Genomic DNA, 23052 nt, shown 5'->3' on the forward strand with positions numbered 1-23052 from the left:
CGCCGAGGCCGCCGCGGCTGCTGCCGCCGCCGGGCCCGCCAAGGCCGGCCCGCCCGCCGCCGCACCCCCGGCCGCGCGCCCCTGGTCGGCCGAGGGCGCCGCCGCCGCGGTGGCCTATGCCCGCTCCAAGATCGGCCTGCCGTACATCTGGGGCGGCGAGGGCCCGGGCGGCTACGACTGCTCCGGGCTGACCATGATGGCGTGGCGTCAGGGCGGCAAGCGGCTCAACCACTTCGCCGCCGACCAGTACGCGCAGTCCACCCCGATCACCTACCGCCAGCTCCGCCCCGGCGACCTGGTCTTCTGGAGCACCACCGGCCGCGCCGCCGACATCCACCACGTCGGCCTCTACATCGGCGACGACCAGATGATCGAGGCCCCCCGCGTCGGCATGCCGATCAAGCAGGCCAGCCTCTGGATCATGGGCACCCCCGACTTCTACGCCCGCCCCTGACCGGCCCCTGGCCGGCCTCCTCGACCGTCCTCCGGCCGGCCTCCTCGACCGGTCCCGGGGTCGGGAATAAATCGGATGCCCTCACCGAAATCCCGCCGTACGGTGAGCGAATGGGCAACGAAACGTACGGCGGGACCGGCGATCCGGGCACCGGCGGCTCGCCGGAGGAGGCCGACGTCGTCGGCGGGATCGAGATCCGGGCGATCGGTGAGGACGAGGTCGAGGCGTGGGACCGCGCGCTCGCCGTGGGCTTCCTGCGCCCGCACGTGGGCCGGGCGACGGAGTTCCGGCGCCGCCAGTGGGAGCCGGGCCGGATGCTCGGCGCCGTGGACGACGGCCGGTTCGTCGCCACCTTCCGCAGCTTCGACACCGAGCTGACCGTCCCGGGCGGCGCGGTCGTCACGGCCGACGCGATCACCGCCGTCACCGTGACCTCCACCCACCGGCGGCGCGGACTGCTCCGTCGGATGATGACCCGGGACCTCGCGGCCGCCCGGGAGCGCGGCGCGGCCGTCGCGATCCTGGTCGCCGCCGAGTACAACATCTACGGCCGGTACGGCTTCGGCCCCGCGACCCACGGCCACGGCTGGAACGTCGACCTGCTCCGGGCCGGCGGCCTGCGGGACGGCCTGCCCACCGTGCCCGGCGGGCGGATCGACCTCGTGGACATGGCGGAGCTGCGCAAGATCGGCCCCGAGCTGTTCGACCGCTGGCGGGTCACCCAGGCCGGTGCGATCGCCCGCGACGAGCTGACCTGGCAGCGCGGCACCGGCGAGATCGAGGTCCCCGGTTTCGACTGGAAGGAGCCCTTCGCCGCCGTCCACCGGGACGCCGGGGGCATCCCGACCGGCCTGGCCGTCTACAAGATCGACGACAACTGGGACGGCTCCTACCCGAACTGCACGCTCACCGTCATCGACCTCTTCGCCCTCGACCGGCCCACCGCCACCGAGCTGTGGCGGTTCGTCTGCTCGGTCGACTGGGTGCGCAAGGTCGTGGTCGAGAACGTCGGGCCGGACGACCCGCTGCCGCTGCTGCTCAACGAACCGCGCGCCGCGACGCCGCACGTCGACAACGCCGACTACATGTGGCTGCGGGTGCTCGACGTCGAGGCCGCCTTCAACGCCCGGACGTACGGCGCGCCCGGCCGCGTGGTGCTGGACGTCGACGACCCGGCGGGCCACGCCGCCGGCCGCTGGGCGATCGAGGTCGCGCCGGACGGCACCGGCCGCTGCGTCCGCACCGAGGACGAGGCCGACCTGGCACTGGACGCCTCGGCCCTGGGCACGCTCTACCTGGGCGGCGAGACACTGCCCCGCCTCGCCCTGGCCGGCCGGGTCACCGAACTGCGCCCCGGCGCGGCGGCGGCCGGCGACCTGCTGCTCCGCACCCCGCTGCTGGCCTGGAACATCGACGGATTCTGATCGGGGCCCACCCCCCCGCCCGGCTCACTCTCGAACGGCCGGTCCGCCACCCGCGGACCGGCCCTCGCGCTGTCCGCGTGCCGCCGGGCCGGCGCGCTACTTGACGGCGGTTTTCCCGATGGTGGGCAGGATGAAGTCCTGAATGAGGCCCTTGGCGTCCCGGACGATCGGGCGGAACACGCGGTAGCGCGAGAGGTTGATCACCCGGGCTGCCATGGGGGTGGAGCGGCGGACGAATTCCCGGGTCCGCTCGGTGTCCTCGGTCCGGTCGAAAACCCAGTAGAGGACGACGACCATGAGGTGCAGCCAGAGCACGTCGGGCAGCAGTTCGACCAGCTCGGCGTCCAGCTTGGGCGCGAGTTCCGAGCCCTGCAGGACCTCGCGGAACAGCTCCACGGCGGTCGCCCGCGCCGGGTGGGACTCGTTGGAGAACGGGCTCAGCGAGCTGGTCGGGTCGGCGGCCGTCCGGAAGAACTGAGCGGCGAACTCGTGGTACGGCGCGGCCGTGTCGAGCCAGGAGGTCAGCGCGATTTCCAGCCGCTCGGCGAAATCCCGGGTATGGGCCATGCGATTCCTGGCGTCCGTCGCATGGTCGTAGGTCATTCGGTCGTAGAATCCTTGGATCAAGAATTCCTTCGCCGCGAAATAGTAATAGGCATTTCCGACCGAGACGCCCGCCTCGGTGGCGATGGCGCGCATGGTGGTCTTCTCGTAGCCGCGCTCCTGGAAGAGCCGCATGGCGGTCTCCAGGATCAGGGCACGGGTCTGCTCGCTCTTGTCCGTCTTCGGCTGCGCGCGGCTGCCACGTGTCTCGGCGGTCGGCGCCGCGGGCGCCGTCCGGGCGCGGTCGGGCTGCTCCGCGCCCTCGTCGGTGCCGTCGCCGCCGTTCGTCGTGCTCGTGCCGTTCGTCGCTGCCAGGTCGTCCACGGCCCCGAGCCTAGCCCGATCGGCTCAGTCCCAGGCGGTGTCGGCACGGGCGGCACCGGATGCCCCCTCCGCATCCGGTACCGATGCCGACCCGCCGTCCACTTTGAACGCGTTCAAAAGCATGCCGTGGCTCTAGAGCCTGGCTTGAACGCGTTCAAGTCAGATGAGAGGCTCGCCTTGTGATCACCACCATCCGCCGGGGAACCGCCCCGGATGCCGAGGCCGTCGCCACCCTGCACGCCGCCAGCTGGCGCACCGCGTACGCCGGCATCGTGCCCGACGGCGCCCTCGGCGACGGGCTGGCCGACGAACGGCGGGAGATCTGGGAACTGCGGCTGACGGTCGACTACGGCGGCCCGGAGTCGACCCCCGAGCTGCTGATCGCCGAACGGGCGGGCGACACCGTCGGCTTCGCCTACCTCGTCCCGCAGCCGGACGGCCGGGTGCTGCTCGACAACCTGCACGTCCGACCGGGCCTCACCGGTGCCGGCATCGGCGGGGACCTGCTGGACGCGAGCCGCGCCCATGTCGCCCGCCGGCACCCCGGGGCCGCGCTCTACCTGGAGGTGTTGCAGGCCAACACCCGAGCGGTCGCCTTCTACGAACGCGCCGGCGGCCTGCGCACCGACGCCCGGCACGGCGTCTTCCCCGGTGGCCACACGCTGCCCGAGTACGAGTACACCTGGCCGGCGGTCGGGTCGCCTGTCGCGCCGGCCGCTCAGTCGTGGTCGTAGACCGTCACCGGCACCCCCCGCTCCGTCAGCCGGGCCCGCACCAGGGGTTCCACCGACTCCCAGCGCCCGCCCGCCAGTCCGCAGCCGATCCGCGGCATGTGCAGCGAGGCGCGCAGGTCCCGCGCGTGCCCGCCGAGGGTCGCCAGCGCGGCGTCGATCGCCTCGTACCGCACCGGCGGCCTGGACGAGCGGCCCGTCCGGATGCCGCGCTGGCCGACCAGGTTGGCCACCCAGAGGTACTTCTCCACCTGCACCAACTGGACGGCGCCGAGCCCGAAGTCGTTCCCCGCCCGCTCCCGGTGCCACCGCCGGTACGCCGCCTCCGGCTCGGGCCACCGGTTCGAGACCGCGAGCACGAACCCCTTCCCCCAGCCCCCGAGGTCGTTGCAGACGTGCGCGATCACCTTCACCCCCTTGCCCAGGGGCGCCGTGGCGTCGCCACGGACGTAGGTGAGCGTGCTCGCCGTCGTCATGTCCCGAACGCTAGCGGGCGGCACTGACAACGCGTTCGGCATCTTTCTGGGCTGTGGCCCGTGCCCCGACGCCCAGCTGTCGGCGGCCCGCGAGGGCGATCAGCAGGGCGAGCGCCGCCGCGCCCGCCGGGATCCAGTAGCCGGCTCCGGGGCCCGCGTGTTCGGCGGCGGCGCCGGCCAGTGCCGAGCCGGCCGAGATGCCGATCATGATTCCGGACACGGCGATCGCCATCGCCTCGTTCAACTGCCGCTGCGGCAGCAGCTCCTGGATCAGCGTCATGCCGGTGACCATGGTCGGGGCGGTGCCCGTCCCGGCCGCGAACAGCGCCACCCCGAGCAGCACGAGTCCGACGCCGCCCAGCCCGGCGGCCAGCGGCAGGAGCAGCAGCCCCGCCATCGCCGCGACGCCCCGCAGGAAGCGGACGCCCGTCGGCCCGCTCGGTCGCAGGGTGCCGAACACCAGCCCGGCCACGCACGACCCGGCCGCCACCAGGGCCAGCAGCCCGCCCGCGACCGGCCGGTGGCCCAGCGCGTCCGCGTACGCGACGGTGGTCAGGTCCAGTGCGCCGAAGATCATGCCGGTGCTGAGGAAGGTCGCCGTGAGCACCCGCAGTCCCGGCACCCGCAGCGGCGAGCCGCCCCGGCCGACCGCCGGACGTTCGGCGAGCGGCGGTTCGGCGAGCGGCGGTTCGGTCCGGCGCTGGGCCACGAAGAGCAGCGCGCCGCCCGCGCCGAACGCGGCGGCGGTGATCATGCCGACCTCCGGCGCGATCGTGGTGCACAGGACCATGCCGAGCACCGGTCCGGCCATGAAGCAGAGCTCGTCCAGCGCCTGTTCGAGGGAGTTGGCGAGGTGCCGCTCGTCCGGCTCGTCCCGGAGCAGGTGCGCCCAGCGGGCCCGCGCCATGCCGCCGAGGTTCGGCACCGCCGAGCCGGCCGCCCAGCAGACGTACAGGGTCCAGTCGGGTGCGCCGAGGCGCACGCAGAGCAGCAGCCCCGAGAACGGCAGCAGGTCGTACAGCACCGCCGGGACGGTCACCCGGGCCTGCCCGAACCGGTCGACCAGCCGGCCGATCAGCGGCATGCCGATCGCCATCGCGACCAGCCCGGCCGCCGCGACGGTCCCCGCGAGCGCGTAGGAGCCGCGCCGTTCGGCGAGCAGCACCACCAGCGAGACGCCGGTCATCGACATCGTGAGCCGGCCGAGCAGCCCGGCCAGGGTGAAGGCGAGGGCGCCGGGCCGGGCGAACAGGCGTCGGTACGGGGCGAGCATGGGACTCCGCGAGGAAGGAAGGGGGAGGGGGAAGGCCTCCAGCCTCGGGGCGGGGGCCGTTCGTGGTCCAACACCTGTTCCGCCGCACTGACAACAGAGTGCTGTCAATACGGGCCACCGGCGGATCGGCCGGAACGCGCCGGTGGTCGGGACGCGGCGCGTTGCTAGCCTGCCGCCATGCCCCACGACCTGCATCCCCGCCTGCTGCGCGGCTTCGTCGCGACCGCCGAGACGCTGCACTTCGGCCGGGCCGCCGAGCGTCTGCACGTGGCCCAGCAGTCGCTCAGCCGGGATGTCCGGACGCTGGAACGGCTGCTCGGCGACGCGCTGTTCACCCGGACCACGCGCAGCGTCGAACTCACCGCCGCCGGGCACGGGCTGCTGCCCAGGGCCCGCCGCCTGCTGGCGCTGCACGACGAGATCCTGACCGGTTTCGCCCACCGTCCGCTGCTGCTCGACCTCAACAGCGACGTCACCGGGCCGGACCTCGCCAGTGACCGGGTGCTCCAACGGGCCCGCGCCGCCTGGCCGGAGGGGGAGCTGCTGGCCCGCTTCCACGGCGGTCTGGCGGCGGCGGCCGACGAGCTGCTCGCCCACCGGCTGGACGTCTCGTTCGGCCGCTACGCCGGTCTGCCCGCCCAGGTGCGGTCCCAACTCGCCCAGCGGCCGGTCCGATTGGAGGCCATCTCGGTGATGATGGCGGCCGGCCATCTGCTCGCCGACCGGCCGGCTCTGCGCCTCGCCGAACTGGCCGGCCACCCGGTGGACGTCTGCGCGGGCAATCCGGCGACCACCGAGTGGGCCGATCTCGGCCTGCGGCTGCTGCGCGAGCACGGCCTGAGCGCGGCGCCGCCGCGCGTCCCGCCGGTGGGGGTGGACGAGACGGCGCGCTATCTCGCCCGGCACGGCGACCCGATGCTGACCACCGTCGGCGGCCCGGTGCTGCCGGGATCGGTGAACGTGCCGCTGGTCGAGCCGGTGCCGCTCAGTTTGGTGAGCCTGGTGCACCGCCCTGACCTGCGGCACCCCGGGCTGGCCGCGCTGCTGGCAGCCGCCGCCGAACTCGGCGCGCGCGAGGCGTGGTTGCGGCGCCCGGCGGGCAGTTGGCTGCCGGCACCGGACGCCGCGCTGCTGGCGCCCTGAGCGGCGACCGCCCGGCGCGGGGTCACCCGTCGGGCGTGGGGTCACCCGTCGGGCTGGGGCGCGGGCGCACCCGTGGGGAAGTCGTGGCGTGAATTCGCCGGGATCAGGAATCACCCCGCGGCGGACGGTTGTTGTGGCCGCATACGACCCCACCCCTGCCGCTCGGGGGTCGGCAGGGGTGGGGTGGGGGCGGGCGTGCGGTCGGCCGGGGAGTCGATCCGCGCGCCCGCGGTCTCAGCCGGCCGCGAGGGGCCGGGGCCGTTCGGCCGGGTCAGGCAGCCTTGACGGCGGAGATGTCGAAGGTGAGCTTGACCTTCTCGCCGATCAGCACGCCGCCGGTCTCCAGCGCCGCGTTGTAGGTCAGGCCCCAGTCGGTGCGGTCCAGGACGGCCTTGCCCTCGAAGCCGACCCGGTCGGCGCCGAAGGCGTCGACGGCGTGGCCGGTGAAGTCCAGGTCCAGGGTGATCTCGCGGGTGACGTCCTTGATGGTCAGCTCGCCGGTCATCCGGTAGGACTCGTCGTCCACGCGCTCGGCGGCGGTGCTGACGAAGCGCATCTCGGGGAAGGTCTCGGCGGCGAAGAAGTCGCCGGTGCGCAGGTGCTCGTCACGCGCGGCCTGGGCGGTGTCGATGCTGGCGACCTTGATCACCAGGTCGGCGCGGGAGTTGGTCGGGGTGGTGCCGTCCAGGTGCAGCTTGCCCTCGTACTCGGTGAAGCGGCCCTTGACGTTGGTGATCATCGCGTGGCGGACCGAGAAGCCGATCTCGCTGTGGGTGGTGTCGATGGTCCAGTCGCCGGTCAGGTGGCCGAGCCCGAGGTCCTGGCCGGCGGTGTTCTCGGCGACGGCGTCGGCGGTGGTCGCGGCGTCGGCGGTCTTGGTGCGGTTGAACAGGCCCATGGCTCCTCCTCGGGTTCGAAGCCATTGTTTAGGCTTCAACGTGAATGACTTCACTCTAGACCCAACTCGTTCAAAGTTCAACCACTAATTCAGGCCGCCCTCGGCGAGGACCCGGTCCGCCGCCGGTACGGTCGGAGCCGGTCCGGTCGTCCGGCTTGACCCTCGACCCGGTCGAGCCCCCAGAGTCCCCGGCATGGAGAGCGACCTGCGCAGCATCGGCGAGCTGGCCCGCGACAGCGGCCTGAGCGTGAGCGCCCTGCGCTTCTACGACGGCGCGGAGGTGCTAGCCCCCGCCCAGGTCGACCAGCGCACCGGCTACCGCTGGTACGCGCCCGAGCAGCTCGCCGACGCCCGGCTGCTGGCCCGGCTGCGCCGGGTGGGCCTGCCGCTGGCCGAAATCCGGGCCGTCCTCGCCGCCGCCCCCGGCAGCGGCGACGCCCGGCGACTGGTGGACGCGCACCTGCGCCGGCTGGAGGACGGCCTCGCGGACGCGCGCCGCGAACTCTCCCTGATCCGCCGACTGATCGACCAGAGGGAGAACCCGATGACCGCCACCCCCACCGAGCACCGCTTCACTGTCCTCGCCCGCGACCTGGCCGAGGCCCTGGACGCGGTCCGCTTCGCCGTCGGCAGCGACCCCGAGCTGCCGGTCCTGTCCGGCGTGCTGTTCGACCTCGACGGCGGCCTGCTGCGACTGGTCGCCACCGACCGCTACCGGATGGCCCTCGCCGAGGTGCCCGCGACGGTGCCCGCCGGTGAGGCCCCGGGTGCCGACGCGCCGGCCGCCGATGCCGCCGCCGTCGTACCGACCGCGCTGGCCGACGCCGTTCGCGCACTGCTCGGCGCGGGCGAGGGCGAAGGCGCGGCGGAGGTGGAGCTGGTGCTCGGCGCCGGCGCGGTGTGCGCCACGGTCGGCGGCCACCGCATCGAGGGCGTCGCGCTCGATCACGACTACCCCGACTACCGGTCCCTCGTCCGGCTGGACCCGGTCCACCGGATCGACCTGCCCGCCGCCGAACTGCGCGCGGCCGTCGCCTCCGCCGCGACCCGCAGCCTGCCGTCCGGCCCGCACGGCGCGGCCTGCGAGGTCGCCGTGCTGACCGTCGACGGCGAGGGGCGGTTCGCCGTCGACGCGCCCGGCGCCGACCCCGCTCCCGACGCCCTCCGGGTGGCGGTCAACCGCGACTTCCTCCTGGAGGCCCTGCCGCCGGTCGACGCCCCCGGGCAGCTCGTCCTCGAACTCGGCGGCCCGATCGCCCCCCTCGCCGTCCGCACCTCCGCCCACCCCGGCACCTTCTCCGTCCTCATGCCGGTCCGCCTCCCCGCCTGACCGGCGCCCCCTCGGGCCGCCCGCCCCCGTCCGCCCCTGTGTGGACGGGGGCGCGGGTGTTTGCTGGCGCTAGCACTGTGCTTGCAATTGCAAGCGCGGTGGGGCAGGGTGTTCGCATGGCCTCACTGAACGTCGGCTCGCTGGGCGAGTACATCCGCGAGCAGCGGCGCAACGCGCAGTACTCGCTGCGGCAGCTGGCGGAGGCCGCCGGCGTGTCCAATCCCTACCTCAGCCAGATCGAGCGCGGGTTGCGCAAGCCGAGCGCGGAGATCCTGCAGCAGATCGCCAAGGCGCTGCGGATCTCGGCGGAAACGCTCTACGTCCAGGCCGGGATCCTGGAGGAGCGGCGCGGGGAGGGCCTGGAGCTCCGGGCCTCGATCCTGGCCGATCCGCTGATCAACGAGCAGCAGAAGCAGGCGCTGCTCGCGGTCTACGACGCCTTCCTCAAGGAGAACGCCGCCGGGCAGCGGTCCGGCGCGGCCGAGGGCGCGGGCGGGAGCACGGGCGAGACCACGGGCGGGACCGCGCACGGGAGCACCCGCCAGCACGAGGGCAAGGCACCCTAGACACCCACGGGAGGACCGGCCATGCCGATCACGGACGACATCAAGAAGACCCTGACCGACCCCACCCCGCTCTACGCCCTCGCCGGCGCCGGGGAGCTGGCCTACGAGAAGCTGCGCGAGGTGCCGGGCAGGGTCGAGGCGCTCGCGGCCGACCGCAAGGGCACCCAGGAGAAGGCCACCGCCAGGCTGGCCGAGGCCCAGGCCCGGCTGGTCGACGCGCAGGCGAAGGTCGCCGGCACGGTCAACGCCCTGCCGGCCGACCTCAAGGTGCTGCAGGAGAAGGCGCAGACCTTCGCCCTCCAGCAGGTCGGCCGCGCCGTCGAGCTGGCGGTGAAGGCCAAGGAGGCCTACGACGGGCTGGCCGAGCGCGGCAAGGTCGTGGTGGACCGGGGCATCGGCGCCGACGCCGGTGCGGGCGAGGCGGTCGCCGAGCGGGTCGACGGGGAGACGGCCGAGGGCGGCGAGCTGGTCGAGGGCGAGCTGGTCGAGGACGAGGCGCCCGTCGCCCCGAAGCGCGGCCGGTCCCGTAAGAGCGCGGAGTAGCCGCACGCCGGGCCCGAGAGCCCGGCACCCCGGGGCACGTCGGGTGCCGCCGGGCCGTTGACCCCGTGGTGGACCGTGCGCCGTGCCAGGATGGGCGGGCAGGGGTGCCGCAGTGAGACGCAGAGGAGGCCGTGATGGGCGGAGTGGCCCAGATCCTGTTCCTGGACTACTTGAACCCGTTCTGGTGGTTGGCCGTCGCCATCCTGGGCTACAAGCTGTTCGCGCTCATCGACGCCGCCACCCGGCCGGAGGACGCGTACCGGGCGGCCGACAAGAAGACCAAGGGCTTCTGGCTGGCGGTCCTCGGTATCGCCTTCGGCCTGGACCTGCTGTTCGGCGCGAACTTCATGACCAGCTTCCTCACGCTGGCGGGGCTGGTCGCCGCGATCGTCTACGTGGTCGACGTCCGACCGGCGATCCGGGCGCTGACCAACCGGGGCGGCGGCCGGGGCGACCAGCGCAACATGGGGCCGTACGGGCCCTGGTGACACGGAGTGCCGAGCCCCGGCGTCCGGCGGGTCCACCGCGCGGACGCCGGGGCTTCGTGCTGCCGCCCGGCGGGGCCTGGCCGGTTCTGGCCCAGGATCAGTGGGGCCTGGCCGGCGTCAGCCCAGGATCAGCTGCGCCGGTTGGCGCTCCAGCAGCAGCACCGCGACGTCGTCCGTCAGGGCGCCGCCGTTCAGCTCCTCGACCTCGGCGATCGCGCTGTCGACCAGCCGGCCCCTGGTGAGCCCGGCGGACTGGTGATCGCCGATGAGGTCGGCCAGGCCGTCCTGGCCGAGCCGGCGGGAACCGGCGCCGATCCGGCCCTCGATCAGTCCGTCGGTGTAGAGCAGCAGCCGCCAGCCGCGGCGCAGCTCGAACCGGTGCGACGGCCAGACGGCCTGGCCGTCGTCGCAGGGGAGCAGACCGAGGGCGGGGCCGGCGTGCTCGGCGGTGAGCCCGATCGGCGCGTGGTCCTGGCCGAGCAGCAGGGGCGGCGGGTGGCCGGCGAGGTAGAGCCGGGCCCGTTCGGGGGTGTCCGGGGCGTCGGCGTCGGGCGGCTCGATGACCAGCATGCAGAGCGTCGCGAAGATCTCGTCGCTGCGCCGTTCGTGCTCCAGGACGTGCTGGAGGGTGGTCAGCAGGGTCTCGCCGGTGAGGCCGGCGAAGACCAGGGTGCGCCACGCTATCCGGAGCGCCACCCCGAGCGCGGCCTCGTCGGGGCCGTGGCCGCAGACGTCGCCGATCACCACGTGGACGGTGCCGTCGTCGGTGCGGACCGCGTCGTAGAAGTCGCCGCCGAGCAGGGCGCGGCGGCGGCCGGGCCGGTAGCGGCGGGTGAAGGAGAGGTTCGCGCCGTCGAGCAGCGGGGTGGGCAGCAGATGGCGCTGGAGGCGGGCGTTCTCCTGGCCGCGCAGTTCGGCCTCGACGAGCCGGCGCTGCGACTCGTCGGCCCGCTTGCGTTCGACGGCGTAGCGCAGGGCGCGGGCGAGCAGCGGGCCGTTCGTCTCGTTCTTGATCAGGAAGTCCTGGGCGCCGGCGGCCACCGCGGCCGCGCCGAGTTCGGCGCCGGCGGCGTCGGTGAGCACCACGACGGCGGTGTGCGGGGCCCGGCGGAGCAGCTCGTGCAGACCCTCAAGGCCGTCGGACGGGTCGGAGGGGTGCGGCAGGTCGGCGGGGGCGGCGAGGTCGAGCAGGACGCAGCTGAAGTCGCCGGCGCGGCCGGGGTCGGCGCCCCGCGACCGGCCGCGCCGGGTGCCCTGCCCGGTGGACGCGAGCAGTGTGAAGGCCTGGTCGAGGCCGCGGGTCCAGTGGATCTCGATCGGGGCGCCGCTGTCGGCCACCGCGGCCTTGAGCAGCCGGGCGTCGGTGGCGTCGTCCTCGATGACCAGCAGCTTGAGCGGGGCGGCGGCGGGCGGTGCGGTCGGGGTTGCCGGCGCGGCCGGGGTGGCGGCCGGGGCCGGCGTGGCGGCGTTCGGCCGGGCGTTCGACCGGGGGCGGGGTATCGCCGCGGCGGCCGTGGCGGTGCGGGGCGACCGCTGTTCCGGGGCGGGGGCGCGGTCGGGAGCGGAGCCGTGGGCGGGCGCTTCGGGGGTGGAGCGGTCGCGGGCACGCCCGGAGCGGGCGCCGTCCTGGGCGCCCGGCGGGTCCGCGGCACCAGGTGCCCGCCCGTCTCCCGTTGCGGGCATCGGCTGATCCTCCCTATCCCCGAGTGCGTAACGGCCGAGGTCCGTCCGCAGTGCCCGCTTGGCACCCTGCGTCGGGGAACTTCTCGCGACCATAACGTGATCTCCGGGGATTTCTCTGGCCGACCGGCGCCGTTGTGGCTATCACCACGCCGGTGGCGGTGTGTCGGACGGTGACGGGGAAACTGGCGGTGGCCGGGGCGACGGGCTTCGGGCCGGGCCGGGAAAGGGGTTGTGACATGGTGACGCGGATCACCCTGGTCGAGGGTGACATCACGGCGCAGCAGGTGGACGTGGTGGTGAACGCCGCGAATTCCTCCCTGCTGGGCGGCGGTGGGGTGGACGGTGCGATCCACCGCCGGGGCGGACATCGGATTCTGGAGGACTGCCGCGCGTTGCGGGCCTCCCGGTACGGGCGGGGGCTGCCCACCGGGCAGGCGGTGGCGACCACGGCCGGTGACCTGCCGGCCCGCTGGGTGGTGCACACCGTGGGGCCGGTCTATCTGGCGGACGAGTACGAGAAGCGGGCGGAGCTGCTGGCCTCCTGCTACCGCGAGTCGCTCCGGGTGGCGGCGGAGCTGGGCGCGCGCACGGTGGCCTTCCCGGCCGTGTCGGCCGGGATCTTCGGGTGGCCGCCGGCGGATGCGGCCAGGATCGCGCTCGGCACCGTCGCGGCGGTGGCGGCGGAGCTGGGGAGTGGACCGGAGGAGGTGCGGTTCGTGCTGTTCGGGTCGGAGATGTTCGAGGTCTTCGCCGGCGTCGGGCGGGAGCTGGGGGTGACGGTGCAGGAGTGAGGAGCCGATCAGGTGCTGCCCCCCATGGTGGCGTGATGGGGCGTCAACACGCCAGAGATATTCGATAACTCGTTCGAGTGAAACCGTGGACTCGTTCACGGACCCTCGACGGGGTGCCGGGGGTGCCGGGGGTGCCGGGGGTGCCGGGGGGCTAGGGAGCCAGGGCCGTCCAGGGCAGGGTGACCTCGCCCTGGCGCCACCGGCCGCGCGCGTCCACCAGCGGCCAGGCCCCGGTCAGCGCGGTGCAGGCGGCCACCCAGCGCTGCCGGGCACCGAACGCCCCGTACGGCGCGGCCGCCGCCCAGGCGCGGTCGAAGTCCCGGAGGAACGCGTGCACCGGCCGGCCCGGCACGTTGTGGTGGATCAGTGCCTTCGGCAGCCGTTCGGCCAGGTCGGACGGCCGGTCGAGGCCGCCCAGCCGGGCCGCGAAGGTGACCGTCCGCGGTCCCTCCGGGCCGAGCGCCACCCAGACGTGCCGGCGGCCGATCTCGTCGCAGGTGCCCTCGACCAGCAGCCCGTCCGGGGCCAGCCGGGCGCACAGCCGCTCCCAGACCGCGGCCACCTGCGACTCGTCGTACTGGCGCAGCACGTTGGCGGCCCGGATCAGCTGGGCGGGTCGGCCGCCGTCCAGCGGCACCTCGAAACCGCCGCGCCGGAAGGTCAGCAGCGGCTCCACCGCGTACGGCAGCGCCGCGGCGACCCGGGCCGGTTCGATCTCGATCCCGACCACCCGGACGTCCCGGCGCACCGCGCGCAGCCGCCCGGACAGCTCGACCGCCGTCCACGGGGCGGCGCCGTACCCGAGGTCGACGGCGACCGGCGGGTGGTCGGCGGACCGCAGCGCGGGCCCGAGCGTGTGGGCGATCCAGCGGTCCATCCGGCGCAGCCGGTTGGTGTTGGTGGTGCCGCGGGTGACGGTGCCCACCGGCCGCCCGGCCGGTCCGCGGGCGGTCGCGGTCGCGGTCGCGGTCGCGGAGTCGAAGGAGGAGGCGGCCATGCCCCTCAGGGTACGGGCCCGACCGGGCCCGGCCGGCGGGCGGGCGCGGGCCCCCGGCCCGACATAAGGGCCCGACGGAGGCCCGGACGGCGATGTGGGCGATCTCATGCGGCAAGTCGGGAATGCCGGTCGACTTCGGCGTGGTTGGCAGACTGGTGGTGATGTGTGTCCGGACGGGGCGGCAGGCCGACGTACGCCCGCGGCGGTTGTCCCGGCCGGGCGGCACGGGCGGCGGCGCACACACCGAACAGCACAGGCAGCAGGCAAGGGCTGCGAGACGGGCAGCACACGAGGAGGCTTCAGCCAGGTGATCCAGCACCCCGTCCGTTCGGTACGCCGTGCCCAGCCGGCCACGCCCGCGCGCGGCCGGCTCCAGTCGCTCGTCCAGGGCGGCCGGCGTCGCCCGCGCCGGATAGCCATGCTCAGTGTCCACACCTCCCCGCTGCACCAGCCGGGGACGGGCGACGCGGGCGGCATGAACGTCTACATCGTCGAGCTGGCCAAGCGCCTGGCCGCGCTCAACATCGAGGTCGAGGTCTTCACCCGGGCGATCTGCTCGGACGACGCGCCCACCGTGGAGCTGGCCCCGGGCGTGCTGGTGCGGCACGTCACGGCCGGCCCGTACGAGGGCCTGGTGAAGGAGGACCTGCCGGCCCAGCTGTGCGCCTTCACCCACGGGGTGCTGCGCACCGAGGCCGGCCACCGCCCCGGCCACTACGACCTGGTCCACTCGCACTACTGGCTCTCCGGCCAGGTCGGCTGGCTGGCCGCCCAGCGCTGGGGCGTCCCGCTGGTGCACACCATGCACACCATGGCGAAGGTGAAGAACGCGGCGCTGGCCGAGGGCGACACCCCCGAGCCGGCGGCCCGGGTGATCGGCGAGACCCAGGTGGTGGAGGCGGCCGACCGGCTGATCGCCAACACCACCGAGGAGGCCGCCGAGCTGGCCCGGTTCTACGCGGCCCGCCCGGAGCAGCTGGCCGTGGTCCACCCGGGCGTCAACCTGGACGTCTTCCGCCCCGCCGCGTCGGGCGCCCCCGGGACGGCGGAGGCCCGCCGTGCCGCCCGCGCCCGGCTGGGGCTGCCCGCCGACGCGGCGGTGCTGCTCTTCGCCGGCCGCATCCAGCCGCTGAAGGCCCCGGACGTGCTGCTGCGCGCGGTCGCCGTGCTGCTGGAGCGGCGGCCGGAGCTGCGCGAGCGGCTGGTGGTGCCGGTGGTCGGCGGTCCGTCCGGCACCGGTCTGGCCCGGCCGGAGAGCCTGCACAAGCTCGCCGCCCAGCTGGGCATCGGCGACGTGGTGCGCTTCCACCCGCCGGTCGGCCAGGCGATGCTCGCCGAGTGGTACCGGGCCGCGACCGCGCTGGTGATGCCCTCGTACAGCGAGTCCTTCGGGCTGGTCGCGCTGGAGGCGCAGGCCTGCGGCTCGCCGGTGGTGGCGGCCGCGGTGGGCGGCCTGCCGGTCGCGGTGCGGGACGGCGTCACGGGCACGCTGGTGAACGGCCACGATCCGGCGGACTGGTCGCGCGCGCTGGAGCCGTACGTCACCGATCCGGAGCTGGTGGCCCGGCGCGGCGCCGCGGCGGCCCGGCACGCGGCCGGCTTCGGCTGGGACACCGCCGCCGCGACCACCGCCGAGGTGTACGCCGGCAGCCTGGCCCGGCCGGTCGGCCGGCTGACCGGGACCCGCCGGCTGCTCGCCTGAGCCCGGGGCCGTCGCCGCCAACCGCCCGGCACCGGCCCGTCCGAACCCGGGGCCGTCGCCGCCAACCGCCCGGCACCGGCCCGTCCGAACCCGGGCCCGTCCGGCACCGGCCCGTCCGGCACCGCCTGTCAGGCACCGGGACCGCCCGTGCGCTGCTGCGCGCGGGCGTACCCCCGAGTAACGTCACCCCCATGGCATTCCGCACCAAGGACGAGGCCCTGACCCTCCTGCGCACCGCCCTGGACGAGGCCGGGGTGGCCTGGGAGCCGGCCCCCACCGACCCGTACACCCTGGTGGCGACCCTCCCGGGCACCCGGAAGCTGAGCACCACGTGTGCTCTGCGGATCGGCGACCACACCCTCTCGGTGAACGCCTTCGTGGTCCGCCGCCCGGACGAGAACCACGAGGCCGTCTACCGCTGGCTGCTGGAGCGCAACACCCGGATGTACGGCGTGGCGTACGCGGTCGACCAGCTCGGCGACGTCTACCTGGCCGGTCGGCTGCCGCTGGAGGCGCTGACCCCGGACGCGGTGGACCGGCTGCTGGGCACGGTGCTGGAGAACGCCGACGAGCCGTTCAACACCCTGCTGGAGCTGGGCTTCGCCACCGCGATCCGGCGGGAGTGGGAGTGGCGGACCAAGCGCGGGGAGTCGACCCGCAACCTGGCGGCCTTCGCCCACCTCGCCGGCCCGTCCCCGCAGTCCGAGTCCGACTCCGAGTCCGACTCCGACTCCGAGTCCGAGTCCGACTCCGAGTCCGCGCCCGCCGACCGGCGGTAGCTCAGGCGCCGGCCGCCGCCCGCTCCGGTTCGGTGCCCGTCCCGGAGGCCGCGGCCTCCGCCGTGCGGGGCGCCGCCGGCGCGGGCCCGGCGTCCGCCGCCGGTGCCGCTCCGGTCGCCGGTGCCGCCCCCGTCGCGGATGCCGCCCCCGTCCGTCGGCCGAGCAGGACGTACCCGGCCGCCGCGGCCGTGCCGAGCACCGCGCACGCCCCCCAGAGCGTGCCGCTGCCGGCCCGGTCCAGCAGCACGCCGCCGACCGCCGGGCCGAGGAACGAGGCGAGCGACCAGGAGAGCGAGTAGACGCCCTGGTAGCGGCCGCGGGCCTCGGCCGGCGACAGCTCGGCGACCAGGCCCATCATGGTCGGCGCGTTCAGGATCTCGCCGAGCGTCCAGACCACCACGGTGAAGGCGAAGAACCACGCCGAGGAGCCGGCCAGCGCGGTCAGGCCGAAGCCCCACCCGAGGAGCAGCGCGCTCGCGACCAGCAGGGCCGTCCGGTCGCGGCTCGCCATCCACCGGGTGGCCGGGAGCTGGAGCACCACGATGAGCAGGCCGTTGAGGCCGATCACCAGACCGAACTCGGTGGTGGAGACGCCCGCCCGGCCCATGTCCATGGCCAGGGTGGTGGAGCCCTGCTGGGCGACCAGGGCGAGCAGCAGGTTGAGCATCACCAGCGCCATGAAGCGGCCGTCCCGGAACACCGCGCCCAGACCGATCGCGGGCCGGCCGCCCGCCCCGTCCGCGCCGTCCGCCGGCGCCTTTCCGGCCGGCTTGGTCTCCGGGATGCGGACGAAGACCACCACCGCGCAGATCACCGTGGTGAGCGCGTCCAGCAGGAAGAGCGTGAGGTAGCCGTGGGCGGCGATCAGGCCGGCGGCCGCGGCGGAGAGGCCGAAGCCGATGTTGATCGCCCAGTAGTTCAGGGCGTAGGCGCGGACCCGGTCCTCGGCGGGCACGATGTCCGCGATGATCGCCGAGATCGCCGGCCGGGTCGCGTTGCTGCAGAAGCCGACCAGGAAGGCGACCACCGCGATGGCCACCGGCCCGTCGGTGAACCCGAGCACCGCGGTGAACAGCGCGGTGCCGAGCTGGGCGACGACCAGGGTCGGCCGCCGTCCGATCCGGTCGGTCAGCACCCCGGCGACGAGCGAGGCGACGGCCGAGCCCAGGCCGAAGAGCGCGGCGACCAGGCCCGCGTACGAGTTCGAGTAGCCCCGGTCGGCGGTCAGGTAGAGGGCGAGGAAGGTGACCACGAAGCCGCCCAGCCGGTTCACGAGCGTGCTGGTCCAGAGCCACCAGAACTGGCGCGGCAGCCCCTGAAGGGCCTCGGTGACCGCTCTGACGACGGGGGCGAGCAGGGGTGAAGCGGGCATGTGGGGGGCTCCCGGGCAGGCGGAGGTCCGCCGAGCCGCACGGGCAGGGCCGCTCGGCGGCGGGTAAGTGTCACTGCTGCAAGGCAGACCTTACTCACCAGGAGGGGTACCCACCAGGGGTTTTTATCGGCTCCACTAAGCTGGGCGCCATGGCTGACACGACGTACCGACTCATCCTGCTCCGCCACGGCGAGAGCGAGTGGAACCAGAAGAACCTGTTCACCGGTTGGGTCGACGTCGACCTCAACGAGAAGGGCGAGAAGGAGGCCGCGCGCGGCGGCGAGCTCCTCGCCGCCGAGGGCTACCTCCCGGACGTCCTGCACACCTCGCTGCTGCGCCGCGCGATCCGCACCTCGCAGATCGCCCTGGACAAGGCCGACCGCCACTGGATCCCGGTCAGCCGCAGCTGGCGCCTGAACGAGCGGCACTACGGCGCCCTCCAGGGCAAGGACAAGGCCCAGACCCTGGCCGAGTTCGGCGAGGAGCAGTTCCAGCTCTGGCGCCGCTCGTACGACACCCCGCCGCCGGAGCTGGCCGACGACTCCGAGTACTCGCAGGCCGGCGACGCCCGCTACGCCGACATCCCGAGCGAGCTGCGTCCGCGCACCGAGTGCCTGCAGGACGTCGTCGAGCGGATGCTGCCGTACTGGTACGACGCCATCGTCCCGGACCTCGCCGCCGGCCGGACGGTGCTGGTCACCGCCCACGGCAACAGCCTGCGCGCGCTGGTCAAGCACCTCGACGGCGTCTCCGACGCCGACATCGCGGGCCTGAACATCCCGACCGGCATCCCGCTGGTCTACGAGCTGGACGCCGACTTCAAGCCGACCGTCCCCGGCGGCCGCTACCTCGACCCGGAGGCCGCCGCCGCCGCGATCGAGGCGGTCAAGAACCAGGGCAAGAAGTAAGGCGAGGGCGAGGGCCAGGGCCGGAAACGGCCCGGAACAGCCGACGAGGGCCCCGCTCCCCGGTCACCGGGGGGCGGGGCCCTTCGCGTTGTTCGACTCCGTGACGGATCGGACGGTTCTCAGTGGCCGCAGCAGCCTCCGTCGACCCCGCCGCACTGGCAGGGCGCGCCGGACTGGCAGCCGCAGCCGCAGCCCGGGCCGCAGCCGCAGCCGGCCGCGAGGACGGGCAGGAGCCGGGGGGCGGGTGGTTCGACGGTGTCGGGAGCCGATGCCGGGCCGGTCGGGTGTGCCTTCATCGCGCTGACCCCTCCTTCGGGCGGGCACGCTTCGGTGCCCTCGGGGTCGAGTGAAACCGCCGAGCGGTGGAGGCGTCAACGGGCGCGCGGGGGCGGGAAGTTCGCACGATTGCGCTCCTCCACCACCCCCGCGCGGGGTTTACTCACTCCCAGGGGGGAACGCCCTCCGGGCGACGGGCGTCCACCACCGGACCTCAGTCCGCCTGGGCGGCCTCGGAGGCCGCGACGAACTCGTCCACGTGCTCGCCGGTCACCAGGTACACCACGCGCTTGGCCACCGAGACCGCGTGGTCGGCGAAGCGCTCGTAGTAGCGGCCGACCAGGGTGACGTCCACCGCGGTCTCGATGCCGTGGTGCCAGCGCTCGTCGATGAGGTGCGCGAACAGCTCGCGGTGCAGCGCGTCGATCGCGTCGTCGTCCTGCTCCAGCTCCAGCGCCTTGTCGACGTCCTTGGTGGCGATCACCAGGCCGGCCTTGGCCACCAGGCGCTGGGCGAGCTGGCCCATCTCCAGCACCGTCGCGTGCAGGTCGGCCGGGACGGCGGACTCGGGGTAGCGCAGCCGCGCGACCTTGGCGACGTGCCGGGCGAGGTCGCCGCAGCGCTCCAGGTCGGCGCTCATCCGCAGGGAGGTGACCACGATGCGCAGGTCGGTGGCGACCGGCTGCTGGCGGGCGAGCAGGTCGATCGCCCGGTTCTCCAGCTCGTGGTGCAGGTCGTTGACCTTCTCGTCGGCGGTGATCACGCTCTCCGCCAGCGCCAGGTCCGCGTCGAGGAGCGCCGTGGTGGCCCGGCCGAGGGCCGAACCGACCAGCCGGGCCATCTCGACCAGGCTGTCGCCGATCGAGTCGAGTTCCTCGTGGTACGCGTCGCGCATGTTCTCTCCTCAGTAGCTGTGTCGGTGGCGGTGCCGACCGGCCATCCGGTACGACCGTCCGAACGGCGCACGAAATGACCACTGCTGGTGGCGCGCATCGTACGCGCGCACCGGGGGCGGCGTACGGCTGTTCGGCCGGGCCGCCCCTCCCACACGGGCTCCGGCGCCCACTCTGGGCCGTCCGGGCGACCATGCACGACCCGCCCGGTGAATCGACGGCCACCTGAAGGTGAATTCTCGGCAACGTGCGGCCGATCCCTTGATCCGGCCCTTGGGGAGCGCCCGCACCGTGCGCTTAGGCTGGCGGTATGGACGTGAACGTGGCCGCCGCCGCTGCCTGCGCCATAGCCGGGCTCGGCGTCGGCCTCACGGCCTCGATCGCCTTCCGTTGGAGCGAGCGCGAGCAGGCGAAGGGCAGGTACAGCGGTACCAACCGGAATCAGGGCCTCGGCCCCGCGCAGGAACCCCCGCTCCCCCCGGGGGTGGACACCGTCCTCTCCGTGCTGCGCTCCTGCGCGATCGTGCTCGGCGAGGGCGACGAGGTGGTCAAGGCCAGCTCGGCGGCGTACGCGATGGGCCTGGTCCGCGGCGGTGCGGTCGCCGTCGACCAGCTGCTGTCGCTGGCCCGCGCCACCCGTCGGGACGGCGAGATCCGGCAGCTCGACCTGGAGCTGCCCCGGCCGGGCGCGGCGCGCGCCGCCGAACCGCTCGCGGTCTCGGTCCGGGTCGCCCCGCTGGGCTCCCGGCTGGTCCTGGTGCTGGTCGAGGACCAGACCGACCGCCGCCGGGTGGAGGCCGTCCGCCGCGACTTCGTCGCCAACGTCAGCCACGAGCTCAAGACCCCGGTCGGCGCGCTCTCGCTGCTCTCCGAGGCGGTCGCCGACGCGGCCGACGACCCGGAGGCGGTGCAGCGCTTCGCCGGCCGGATGCAGATCGAGGCGACCAGGCTGGCCAGCCTGGTCCAGGAGATCATCGACCTCTCCCGGGTCCAGGACGACCGGCTGATGGTCGACCCGGAACCGGTGGCGGTGGACGAGCTGATCGCCGAGGCGATCGACCGCTGCCGCCAGCAGGCCGCCGCCAAGCAGATCCTCATCGCGGCCGGCGGCATCGCCGGCCTCTACCTGCACGGCAACCGCGGCCAGCTCGCCGCCGCGCTGGGCAACCTGGTCGAGAACGCGGTGAACTACAGTCCGCCGCGGACCAGGGTCGCGATCGCCACCCGCCGGATATCCAGCGCCGCCGCCCTGGGCGAGGCGGACGGCGAGCTCATCGAGATCTCGGTGACCGACCAGGGCATCGGCATCTCCGAGAAGGACCGCGAGCGGGTCTTCGAACGGTTCTACCGGGTGGACCCGGCGCGCTCCCGGCAGACCGGCGGCACCGGCCTCGGCCTCTCCATCGTCAAGCACGTGGCCGCCTCGCACGGCGGTACCGTCTCGGTGTGGAGCGTCGAGGGCCAGGGCTCCACCTTCACCCTCCGCCTGCCCGCCGGGCAGGCCCCCGCCGACCGGCCCCTCCCGGCCGGGTCCGCGGAACCCCTGTCAGTAACCACCCCCCAGCTTTCCCCGGAGGCCTGATCGTGACCCGAGTACTGGTGGTCGAGGACGAGGAGTCGTTCAGCGACGCTCTCTCGTACATGCTCCGCAAGGAGGGCTTCGAGGTGGCCATCGCCGCCACCGGCCCCGACGCCTTGGAGCAGTTCGAACGGAACGGCGCCGACCTCGTCCTGCTCGACCTGATGCTGCCGGGGCTGCCCGGCACCGAGGTCTGCCGCCAGCTGCGGGTCCGCTCCAACGTGCCGGTGATCATGGTCACCGCCAAGGACAGCGAGATCGACAAGGTGGTCGGTCTGGAGATAGGCGCGGACGACTACGTCACCAAGCCGTACTCCACCCGTGAGCTGGTCGCCCGGATCCGCGCGGTGCTGCGCCGCCGCGGCGAGAACGAGGGCCCCGGCGACGGCGGCGGCCCCGGCGCCCTGGAGGCGGGCCCGGTCCGGATGGACGTCGACCGGCACGTGGTGACCGTGGACGGCGCCAAGGTCGACCTGCCGCTCAAGGAGTTCGACCTGCTGGAGATGCTGCTCCGCAACGCGGGCCGGGTGCTCACCCGGATGCAGCTGATCGACCGGGTCTGGGGCGCGGACTACGTCGGCGACACCAAGACGCTGGACGTCCACGTCAAGCGCCTGCGGGCGAAGATCGAGCCGGACCCGGGCGCGCCGCGCTACCTGGTCACGGTGCGCGGCCTCGGCTACAAGTTCGAGCCGTAAACCCGGCCCGAAGCCACGGGAACGCCCCTCCGGCACTCGCCGGAGGGGCGTTCCCGTTCAGGCCGTGGCAGGCCATGGCAGGCCACGGCCGTGGATCAGTGGGCGGCCGGCGCCGACGGGGTCGACGAACCGGCGGCCGGCGCGGTCGCGGTGCCGCTCGCGGCCGGGGCGGTGGTGCCGGCGGCCGGGGCGGTGGCCTTCGGCGGCACGGCGGCCGGGACGGTCGGGGCGGGGGTCGGGCCGAAGCCCTTGTAGAGGCCCTTGTTCGGGCTGACCTGGGCCTCGGTGTCGAGCTTCTCGTGGTTCTTGAACGAGAAGGAGGTCGCCACGTAGCCGCCGACGCTCACGGTGGCGGAGGCGAGCTTGGCGGTCGGGTTGCCCGGGCCGCCGAGCAGCACCGCACCGCCGGCCGGGACGAGGACGACGGGCAGCGGGGCGCCCTTGTCGTCGGCGAAGGTGGCGGCGACCCCGTCGCCGACGGTGATCGACTGCAGCTCGATCGGCGCGGCGCCGGTGTTGCTGATGTTCACCGTCACATTGGCGGGGCCGGTGTGCTCGCCGGAGGACTCGTCCCCGGTGACCACGACGATGTTGTTCAGCCGGACATCGGTGCCCAGGGTCGCCGACGCGTTGTCGGGCTTGATCTCCAGAGTGGCCGAGGTGTTCCCGGCGGCGCAGGAGGACAGCGAGGCGATGGCGAGGGCGGCGATTGCGGCGATGCTGCCGCGTCGAAGGCTGCGGCTCACGGCGGCGGCTTCTCCCTAGGTCACGTGTCGGACGGTCAGGTCTCAGATTATCGACCTTGCTTATGCCGTCCTCACGGGGTGGTCCCTTCGAGTCACGTCCGGGCTCCCGGGGCGCCCGGACGGCGGCACGTCGGCGTGTCCAGGTCAAGCGTCGGCCGAGATCGGATCACGATCGGGAAACGGCCCGATAAACGGTGAAGACCCAAGATCAAATCATGGTTTCGGGTGCGTTGCCAGAGCTTTCGGCGGACGGCGGAACCGCCTCCGACCTGCGGGAAGCCCCCGTCGAAGGCCGGTCGCAGCACGTCATGGGGGTGCTTGTCAAGCCCCGAGACCGGCCCTGACCTGCGAAAACGCCCTTCGGGTGCGCCGAAA

The 23052-nt window shown here is 74.1% G+C and carries 24 protein-coding genes; 14 read left to right on the forward strand and 10 right to left on the reverse strand.

All coding sequences use genetic code 11. The annotated features are described in order from the left end of the window. Positions 1–454: C40 family peptidase (locus ACFP3U_RS34055; protein WP_380229638.1), on the forward strand; the 454-nt coding region annotated here is incomplete at its 5' end. Between the two features lie 110 nt (positions 455–564). Next, entirely contained in the window at positions 565–1878 is a 1314-nt protein-coding gene (locus ACFP3U_RS34060; protein WP_380229639.1) for a GNAT family N-acetyltransferase, read from the forward strand. A 96-nt stretch (positions 1879–1974) separates the two neighbouring features. On the opposite strand, the gene ACFP3U_RS34065 is transcribed toward ACFP3U_RS34060, so the two are convergent. Continuing rightward, positions 1975–2805, reverse strand: a complete 831-nt coding sequence (locus tag ACFP3U_RS34065) for a TetR/AcrR family transcriptional regulator (RefSeq protein WP_380229640.1) — start codon at positions 2803–2805, stop codon at positions 1975–1977. A gap of 179 nt (positions 2806–2984) precedes the next feature. Between ACFP3U_RS34065 and ACFP3U_RS34070 the strand changes: the two genes are divergently transcribed. Next, the gene (locus ACFP3U_RS34070; RefSeq protein ID WP_380229641.1) at positions 2985–3539 is read left to right on the forward strand and encodes a GNAT family N-acetyltransferase; all 555 of its coding nucleotides are present in this window, start codon (positions 2985–2987) and stop codon (positions 3537–3539) included. Here ACFP3U_RS34070 and ACFP3U_RS34075 read toward each other — a convergent pair. Both ACFP3U_RS34075 and ACFP3U_RS34080 read right to left on the reverse strand, forming a co-directional pair. Beyond that, positions 3524–4012, reverse strand: coding sequence for a macro domain-containing protein (locus tag ACFP3U_RS34075; protein WP_380229642.1), 489 nt, complete (start codon positions 4010–4012; stop codon positions 3524–3526). The genes ACFP3U_RS34070 and ACFP3U_RS34075 overlap by 16 nt on opposite strands. A gap of 10 nt (positions 4013–4022) precedes the next feature. Continuing rightward, entirely contained in the window at positions 4023–5285 is a 1263-nt protein-coding gene (locus ACFP3U_RS34080) for an MFS transporter (RefSeq protein WP_380229643.1), read from the reverse strand. A gap of 177 nt (positions 5286–5462) precedes the next feature. Here ACFP3U_RS34080 and ACFP3U_RS34085 point away from each other — a divergent pair, with 177 nt between their 5' ends. Then, a complete protein-coding gene (locus ACFP3U_RS34085; RefSeq protein ID WP_380229644.1) occupies positions 5463–6428 on the forward strand; it encodes a LysR family transcriptional regulator in 966 nt (321 codons plus the stop codon). Between the two features lie 271 nt (positions 6429–6699). On the opposite strand, the gene ACFP3U_RS34090 is transcribed toward ACFP3U_RS34085, so the two are convergent. Continuing rightward, positions 6700–7326, reverse strand: a complete 627-nt coding sequence (locus tag ACFP3U_RS34090) for a YceI family protein (RefSeq protein ID WP_380229645.1) — start codon at positions 7324–7326, stop codon at positions 6700–6702. A gap of 193 nt (positions 7327–7519) precedes the next feature. Here ACFP3U_RS34090 and ACFP3U_RS34095 point away from each other — a divergent pair, with 193 nt between their 5' ends. The 4 genes from ACFP3U_RS34095 (at position 7520) to ACFP3U_RS34110 (ending at position 10253) form a co-directional block, all read left to right on the forward strand. Beyond that, positions 7520–8656, forward strand: a complete 1137-nt coding sequence (locus ACFP3U_RS34095; protein ID WP_380229646.1) for a DNA polymerase III subunit beta family protein — start codon at positions 7520–7522, stop codon at positions 8654–8656. Between the two features lie 116 nt (positions 8657–8772). After that, positions 8773–9222, forward strand: a complete 450-nt coding sequence (locus tag ACFP3U_RS34100; RefSeq protein ID WP_380229647.1) for a helix-turn-helix domain-containing protein — start codon at positions 8773–8775, stop codon at positions 9220–9222. A 21-nt stretch (positions 9223–9243) separates the two neighbouring features. After that, on the forward strand, positions 9244–9765 hold the full coding sequence (locus ACFP3U_RS34105; RefSeq protein ID WP_380229648.1) for a hypothetical protein: 522 nt from the start codon (positions 9244–9246) through the stop codon (positions 9763–9765). Positions 9766–9899: 134 nt separating this feature from the next. Next, on the forward strand, positions 9900–10253 hold the full coding sequence (locus ACFP3U_RS34110; RefSeq protein ID WP_380229649.1) for a DUF2516 family protein: 354 nt from the start codon (positions 9900–9902) through the stop codon (positions 10251–10253). Between the two features lie 117 nt (positions 10254–10370). Here the strand turns inward: ACFP3U_RS34110 and ACFP3U_RS34115 are convergent, their stop codons facing one another. Continuing rightward, positions 10371–11936, reverse strand: coding sequence for a PP2C family protein-serine/threonine phosphatase (locus tag ACFP3U_RS34115; protein WP_380229650.1), 1566 nt, complete (start codon positions 11934–11936; stop codon positions 10371–10373). Positions 11937–12175: 239 nt separating this feature from the next. On the opposite strand from ACFP3U_RS34115, the gene ACFP3U_RS34120 reads away from it, so the two are divergent. Then, positions 12176–12727: an O-acetyl-ADP-ribose deacetylase gene (locus tag ACFP3U_RS34120; RefSeq protein WP_380229664.1), complete on the forward strand. Its 552-nt coding sequence runs from the start codon at positions 12176–12178 to the stop codon at positions 12725–12727. A 151-nt stretch (positions 12728–12878) separates the two neighbouring features. Here ACFP3U_RS34120 and ACFP3U_RS34125 read toward each other — a convergent pair whose 3' ends face one another. After that, positions 12879–13724, reverse strand: a complete 846-nt coding sequence (locus tag ACFP3U_RS34125; protein WP_380229651.1) for a class I SAM-dependent methyltransferase — start codon at positions 13722–13724, stop codon at positions 12879–12881. Positions 13725–14031: 307 nt separating this feature from the next. On the opposite strand from ACFP3U_RS34125, the gene mshA reads away from it, so the two are divergent. Both mshA and ACFP3U_RS34135 read left to right on the forward strand, forming a co-directional pair. Then, positions 14032–15426, forward strand: a complete 1395-nt coding sequence (mshA, locus tag ACFP3U_RS34130; RefSeq protein WP_380229652.1) for a D-inositol-3-phosphate glycosyltransferase — start codon at positions 14032–14034, stop codon at positions 15424–15426. Between the two features lie 191 nt (positions 15427–15617). Beyond that, entirely contained in the window at positions 15618–16205 is a 588-nt protein-coding gene (locus tag ACFP3U_RS34135) for a type III secretion system chaperone family protein (protein ID WP_380229653.1), read from the forward strand. 1 nt (position 16206) lies between these two features. Here ACFP3U_RS34135 and ACFP3U_RS34140 read toward each other — a convergent pair whose 3' ends face one another. Continuing rightward, positions 16207–17577, reverse strand: a complete 1371-nt coding sequence (locus ACFP3U_RS34140; RefSeq protein WP_380229654.1) for an MDR family MFS transporter — start codon at positions 17575–17577, stop codon at positions 16207–16209. A 149-nt stretch (positions 17578–17726) separates the two neighbouring features. Between ACFP3U_RS34140 and ACFP3U_RS34145 the strand changes: the two genes are divergently transcribed. Further along, complete coding sequence (locus ACFP3U_RS34145; RefSeq protein ID WP_380229655.1) at positions 17727–18485, forward strand: phosphoglyceromutase; 759 nt, start codon at positions 17727–17729, stop codon at positions 18483–18485. A gap of 119 nt (positions 18486–18604) precedes the next feature. Here ACFP3U_RS34145 and ACFP3U_RS34150 read toward each other — a convergent pair whose 3' ends face one another. Then, positions 18605–18781 (reverse strand): hypothetical protein, encoded by a 177-nt coding sequence (locus ACFP3U_RS34150; RefSeq protein WP_158960096.1) that lies wholly within the window; start codon positions 18779–18781, stop codon positions 18605–18607. Positions 18782–18975: 194 nt separating this feature from the next. After that, positions 18976–19656, reverse strand: a complete 681-nt coding sequence (phoU, locus tag ACFP3U_RS34155; RefSeq protein WP_380229656.1) for a phosphate signaling complex protein PhoU — start codon at positions 19654–19656, stop codon at positions 18976–18978. Between the two features lie 308 nt (positions 19657–19964). Between phoU and ACFP3U_RS34160 the strand changes: the two genes are divergently transcribed. Together ACFP3U_RS34160 and phoP are read left to right on the forward strand one after the other, a co-directional pair. Further along, on the forward strand, positions 19965–21236 hold the full coding sequence (locus tag ACFP3U_RS34160; protein ID WP_380229657.1) for a sensor histidine kinase: 1272 nt from the start codon (positions 19965–19967) through the stop codon (positions 21234–21236). Between the two features lie 2 nt (positions 21237–21238). Beyond that, positions 21239–21931, forward strand: coding sequence for a two-component system response regulator PhoP (gene phoP / locus ACFP3U_RS34165; RefSeq protein WP_030305055.1), 693 nt, complete (start codon positions 21239–21241; stop codon positions 21929–21931). Between the two features lie 95 nt (positions 21932–22026). On the opposite strand, the gene ACFP3U_RS34170 is transcribed toward phoP, so the two are convergent. After that, positions 22027–22677: a DUF461 domain-containing protein gene (locus ACFP3U_RS34170; protein WP_380229658.1), complete on the reverse strand. Its 651-nt coding sequence runs from the start codon at positions 22675–22677 to the stop codon at positions 22027–22029. Positions 22678–23052 lie beyond the last annotated feature (375 nt).

Source organism: Kitasatospora misakiensis (genome assembly GCF_042656005.1).
Taxonomy (GTDB): Bacteria; Actinomycetota; Actinomycetes; order Streptomycetales; family Streptomycetaceae; genus Kitasatospora; species Kitasatospora misakiensis.

Coding starts and splice junctions, on each gene's coding strand:
- ACFP3U_RS34060 (WP_380229639.1), top strand. CDS start 565: ATGGGCAACGAAACGTACGGCGGGACCGGCGATCCGGGCACCGGCGGC.
- ACFP3U_RS34075 (WP_380229642.1), bottom strand. CDS start 4,012: ATGACGACGGCGAGCACGCTCACCTACGTCCGTGGCGACGCCACGGCG.
- ACFP3U_RS34080 (WP_380229643.1), bottom strand. CDS start 5,285: ATGCTCGCCCCGTACCGACGCCTGTTCGCCCGGCCCGGCGCCCTCGCC.
- ACFP3U_RS34085 (WP_380229644.1), top strand. CDS start 5,463: ATGCCCCACGACCTGCATCCCCGCCTGCTGCGCGGCTTCGTCGCGACC.
- ACFP3U_RS34090 (WP_380229645.1), bottom strand. CDS start 7,326: ATGGGCCTGTTCAACCGCACCAAGACCGCCGACGCCGCGACCACCGCC.
- ACFP3U_RS34095 (WP_380229646.1), top strand. CDS start 7,520: ATGGAGAGCGACCTGCGCAGCATCGGCGAGCTGGCCCGCGACAGCGGC.
- ACFP3U_RS34100 (WP_380229647.1), top strand. CDS start 8,773: ATGGCCTCACTGAACGTCGGCTCGCTGGGCGAGTACATCCGCGAGCAG.
- ACFP3U_RS34105 (WP_380229648.1), top strand. CDS start 9,244: ATGCCGATCACGGACGACATCAAGAAGACCCTGACCGACCCCACCCCG.
- ACFP3U_RS34110 (WP_380229649.1), top strand. CDS start 9,900: ATGGGCGGAGTGGCCCAGATCCTGTTCCTGGACTACTTGAACCCGTTC.
- ACFP3U_RS34115 (WP_380229650.1), bottom strand. CDS start 11,936: ATGCCCGCAACGGGAGACGGGCGGGCACCTGGTGCCGCGGACCCGCCG.
- ACFP3U_RS34125 (WP_380229651.1), bottom strand. CDS start 13,724: ATGGCCGCCTCCTCCTTCGACTCCGCGACCGCGACCGCGACCGCGACC.
- ACFP3U_RS34135 (WP_380229653.1), top strand. CDS start 15,618: ATGGCATTCCGCACCAAGGACGAGGCCCTGACCCTCCTGCGCACCGCC.
- ACFP3U_RS34140 (WP_380229654.1), bottom strand. CDS start 17,577: ATGCCCGCTTCACCCCTGCTCGCCCCCGTCGTCAGAGCGGTCACCGAG.
- ACFP3U_RS34145 (WP_380229655.1), top strand. CDS start 17,727: ATGGCTGACACGACGTACCGACTCATCCTGCTCCGCCACGGCGAGAGC.
- ACFP3U_RS34150 (WP_158960096.1), bottom strand. CDS start 18,781: ATGAAGGCACACCCGACCGGCCCGGCATCGGCTCCCGACACCGTCGAA.
- phoU (WP_380229656.1), bottom strand. CDS start 19,656: ATGCGCGACGCGTACCACGAGGAACTCGACTCGATCGGCGACAGCCTG.
- ACFP3U_RS34160 (WP_380229657.1), top strand. CDS start 19,965: ATGGACGTGAACGTGGCCGCCGCCGCTGCCTGCGCCATAGCCGGGCTC.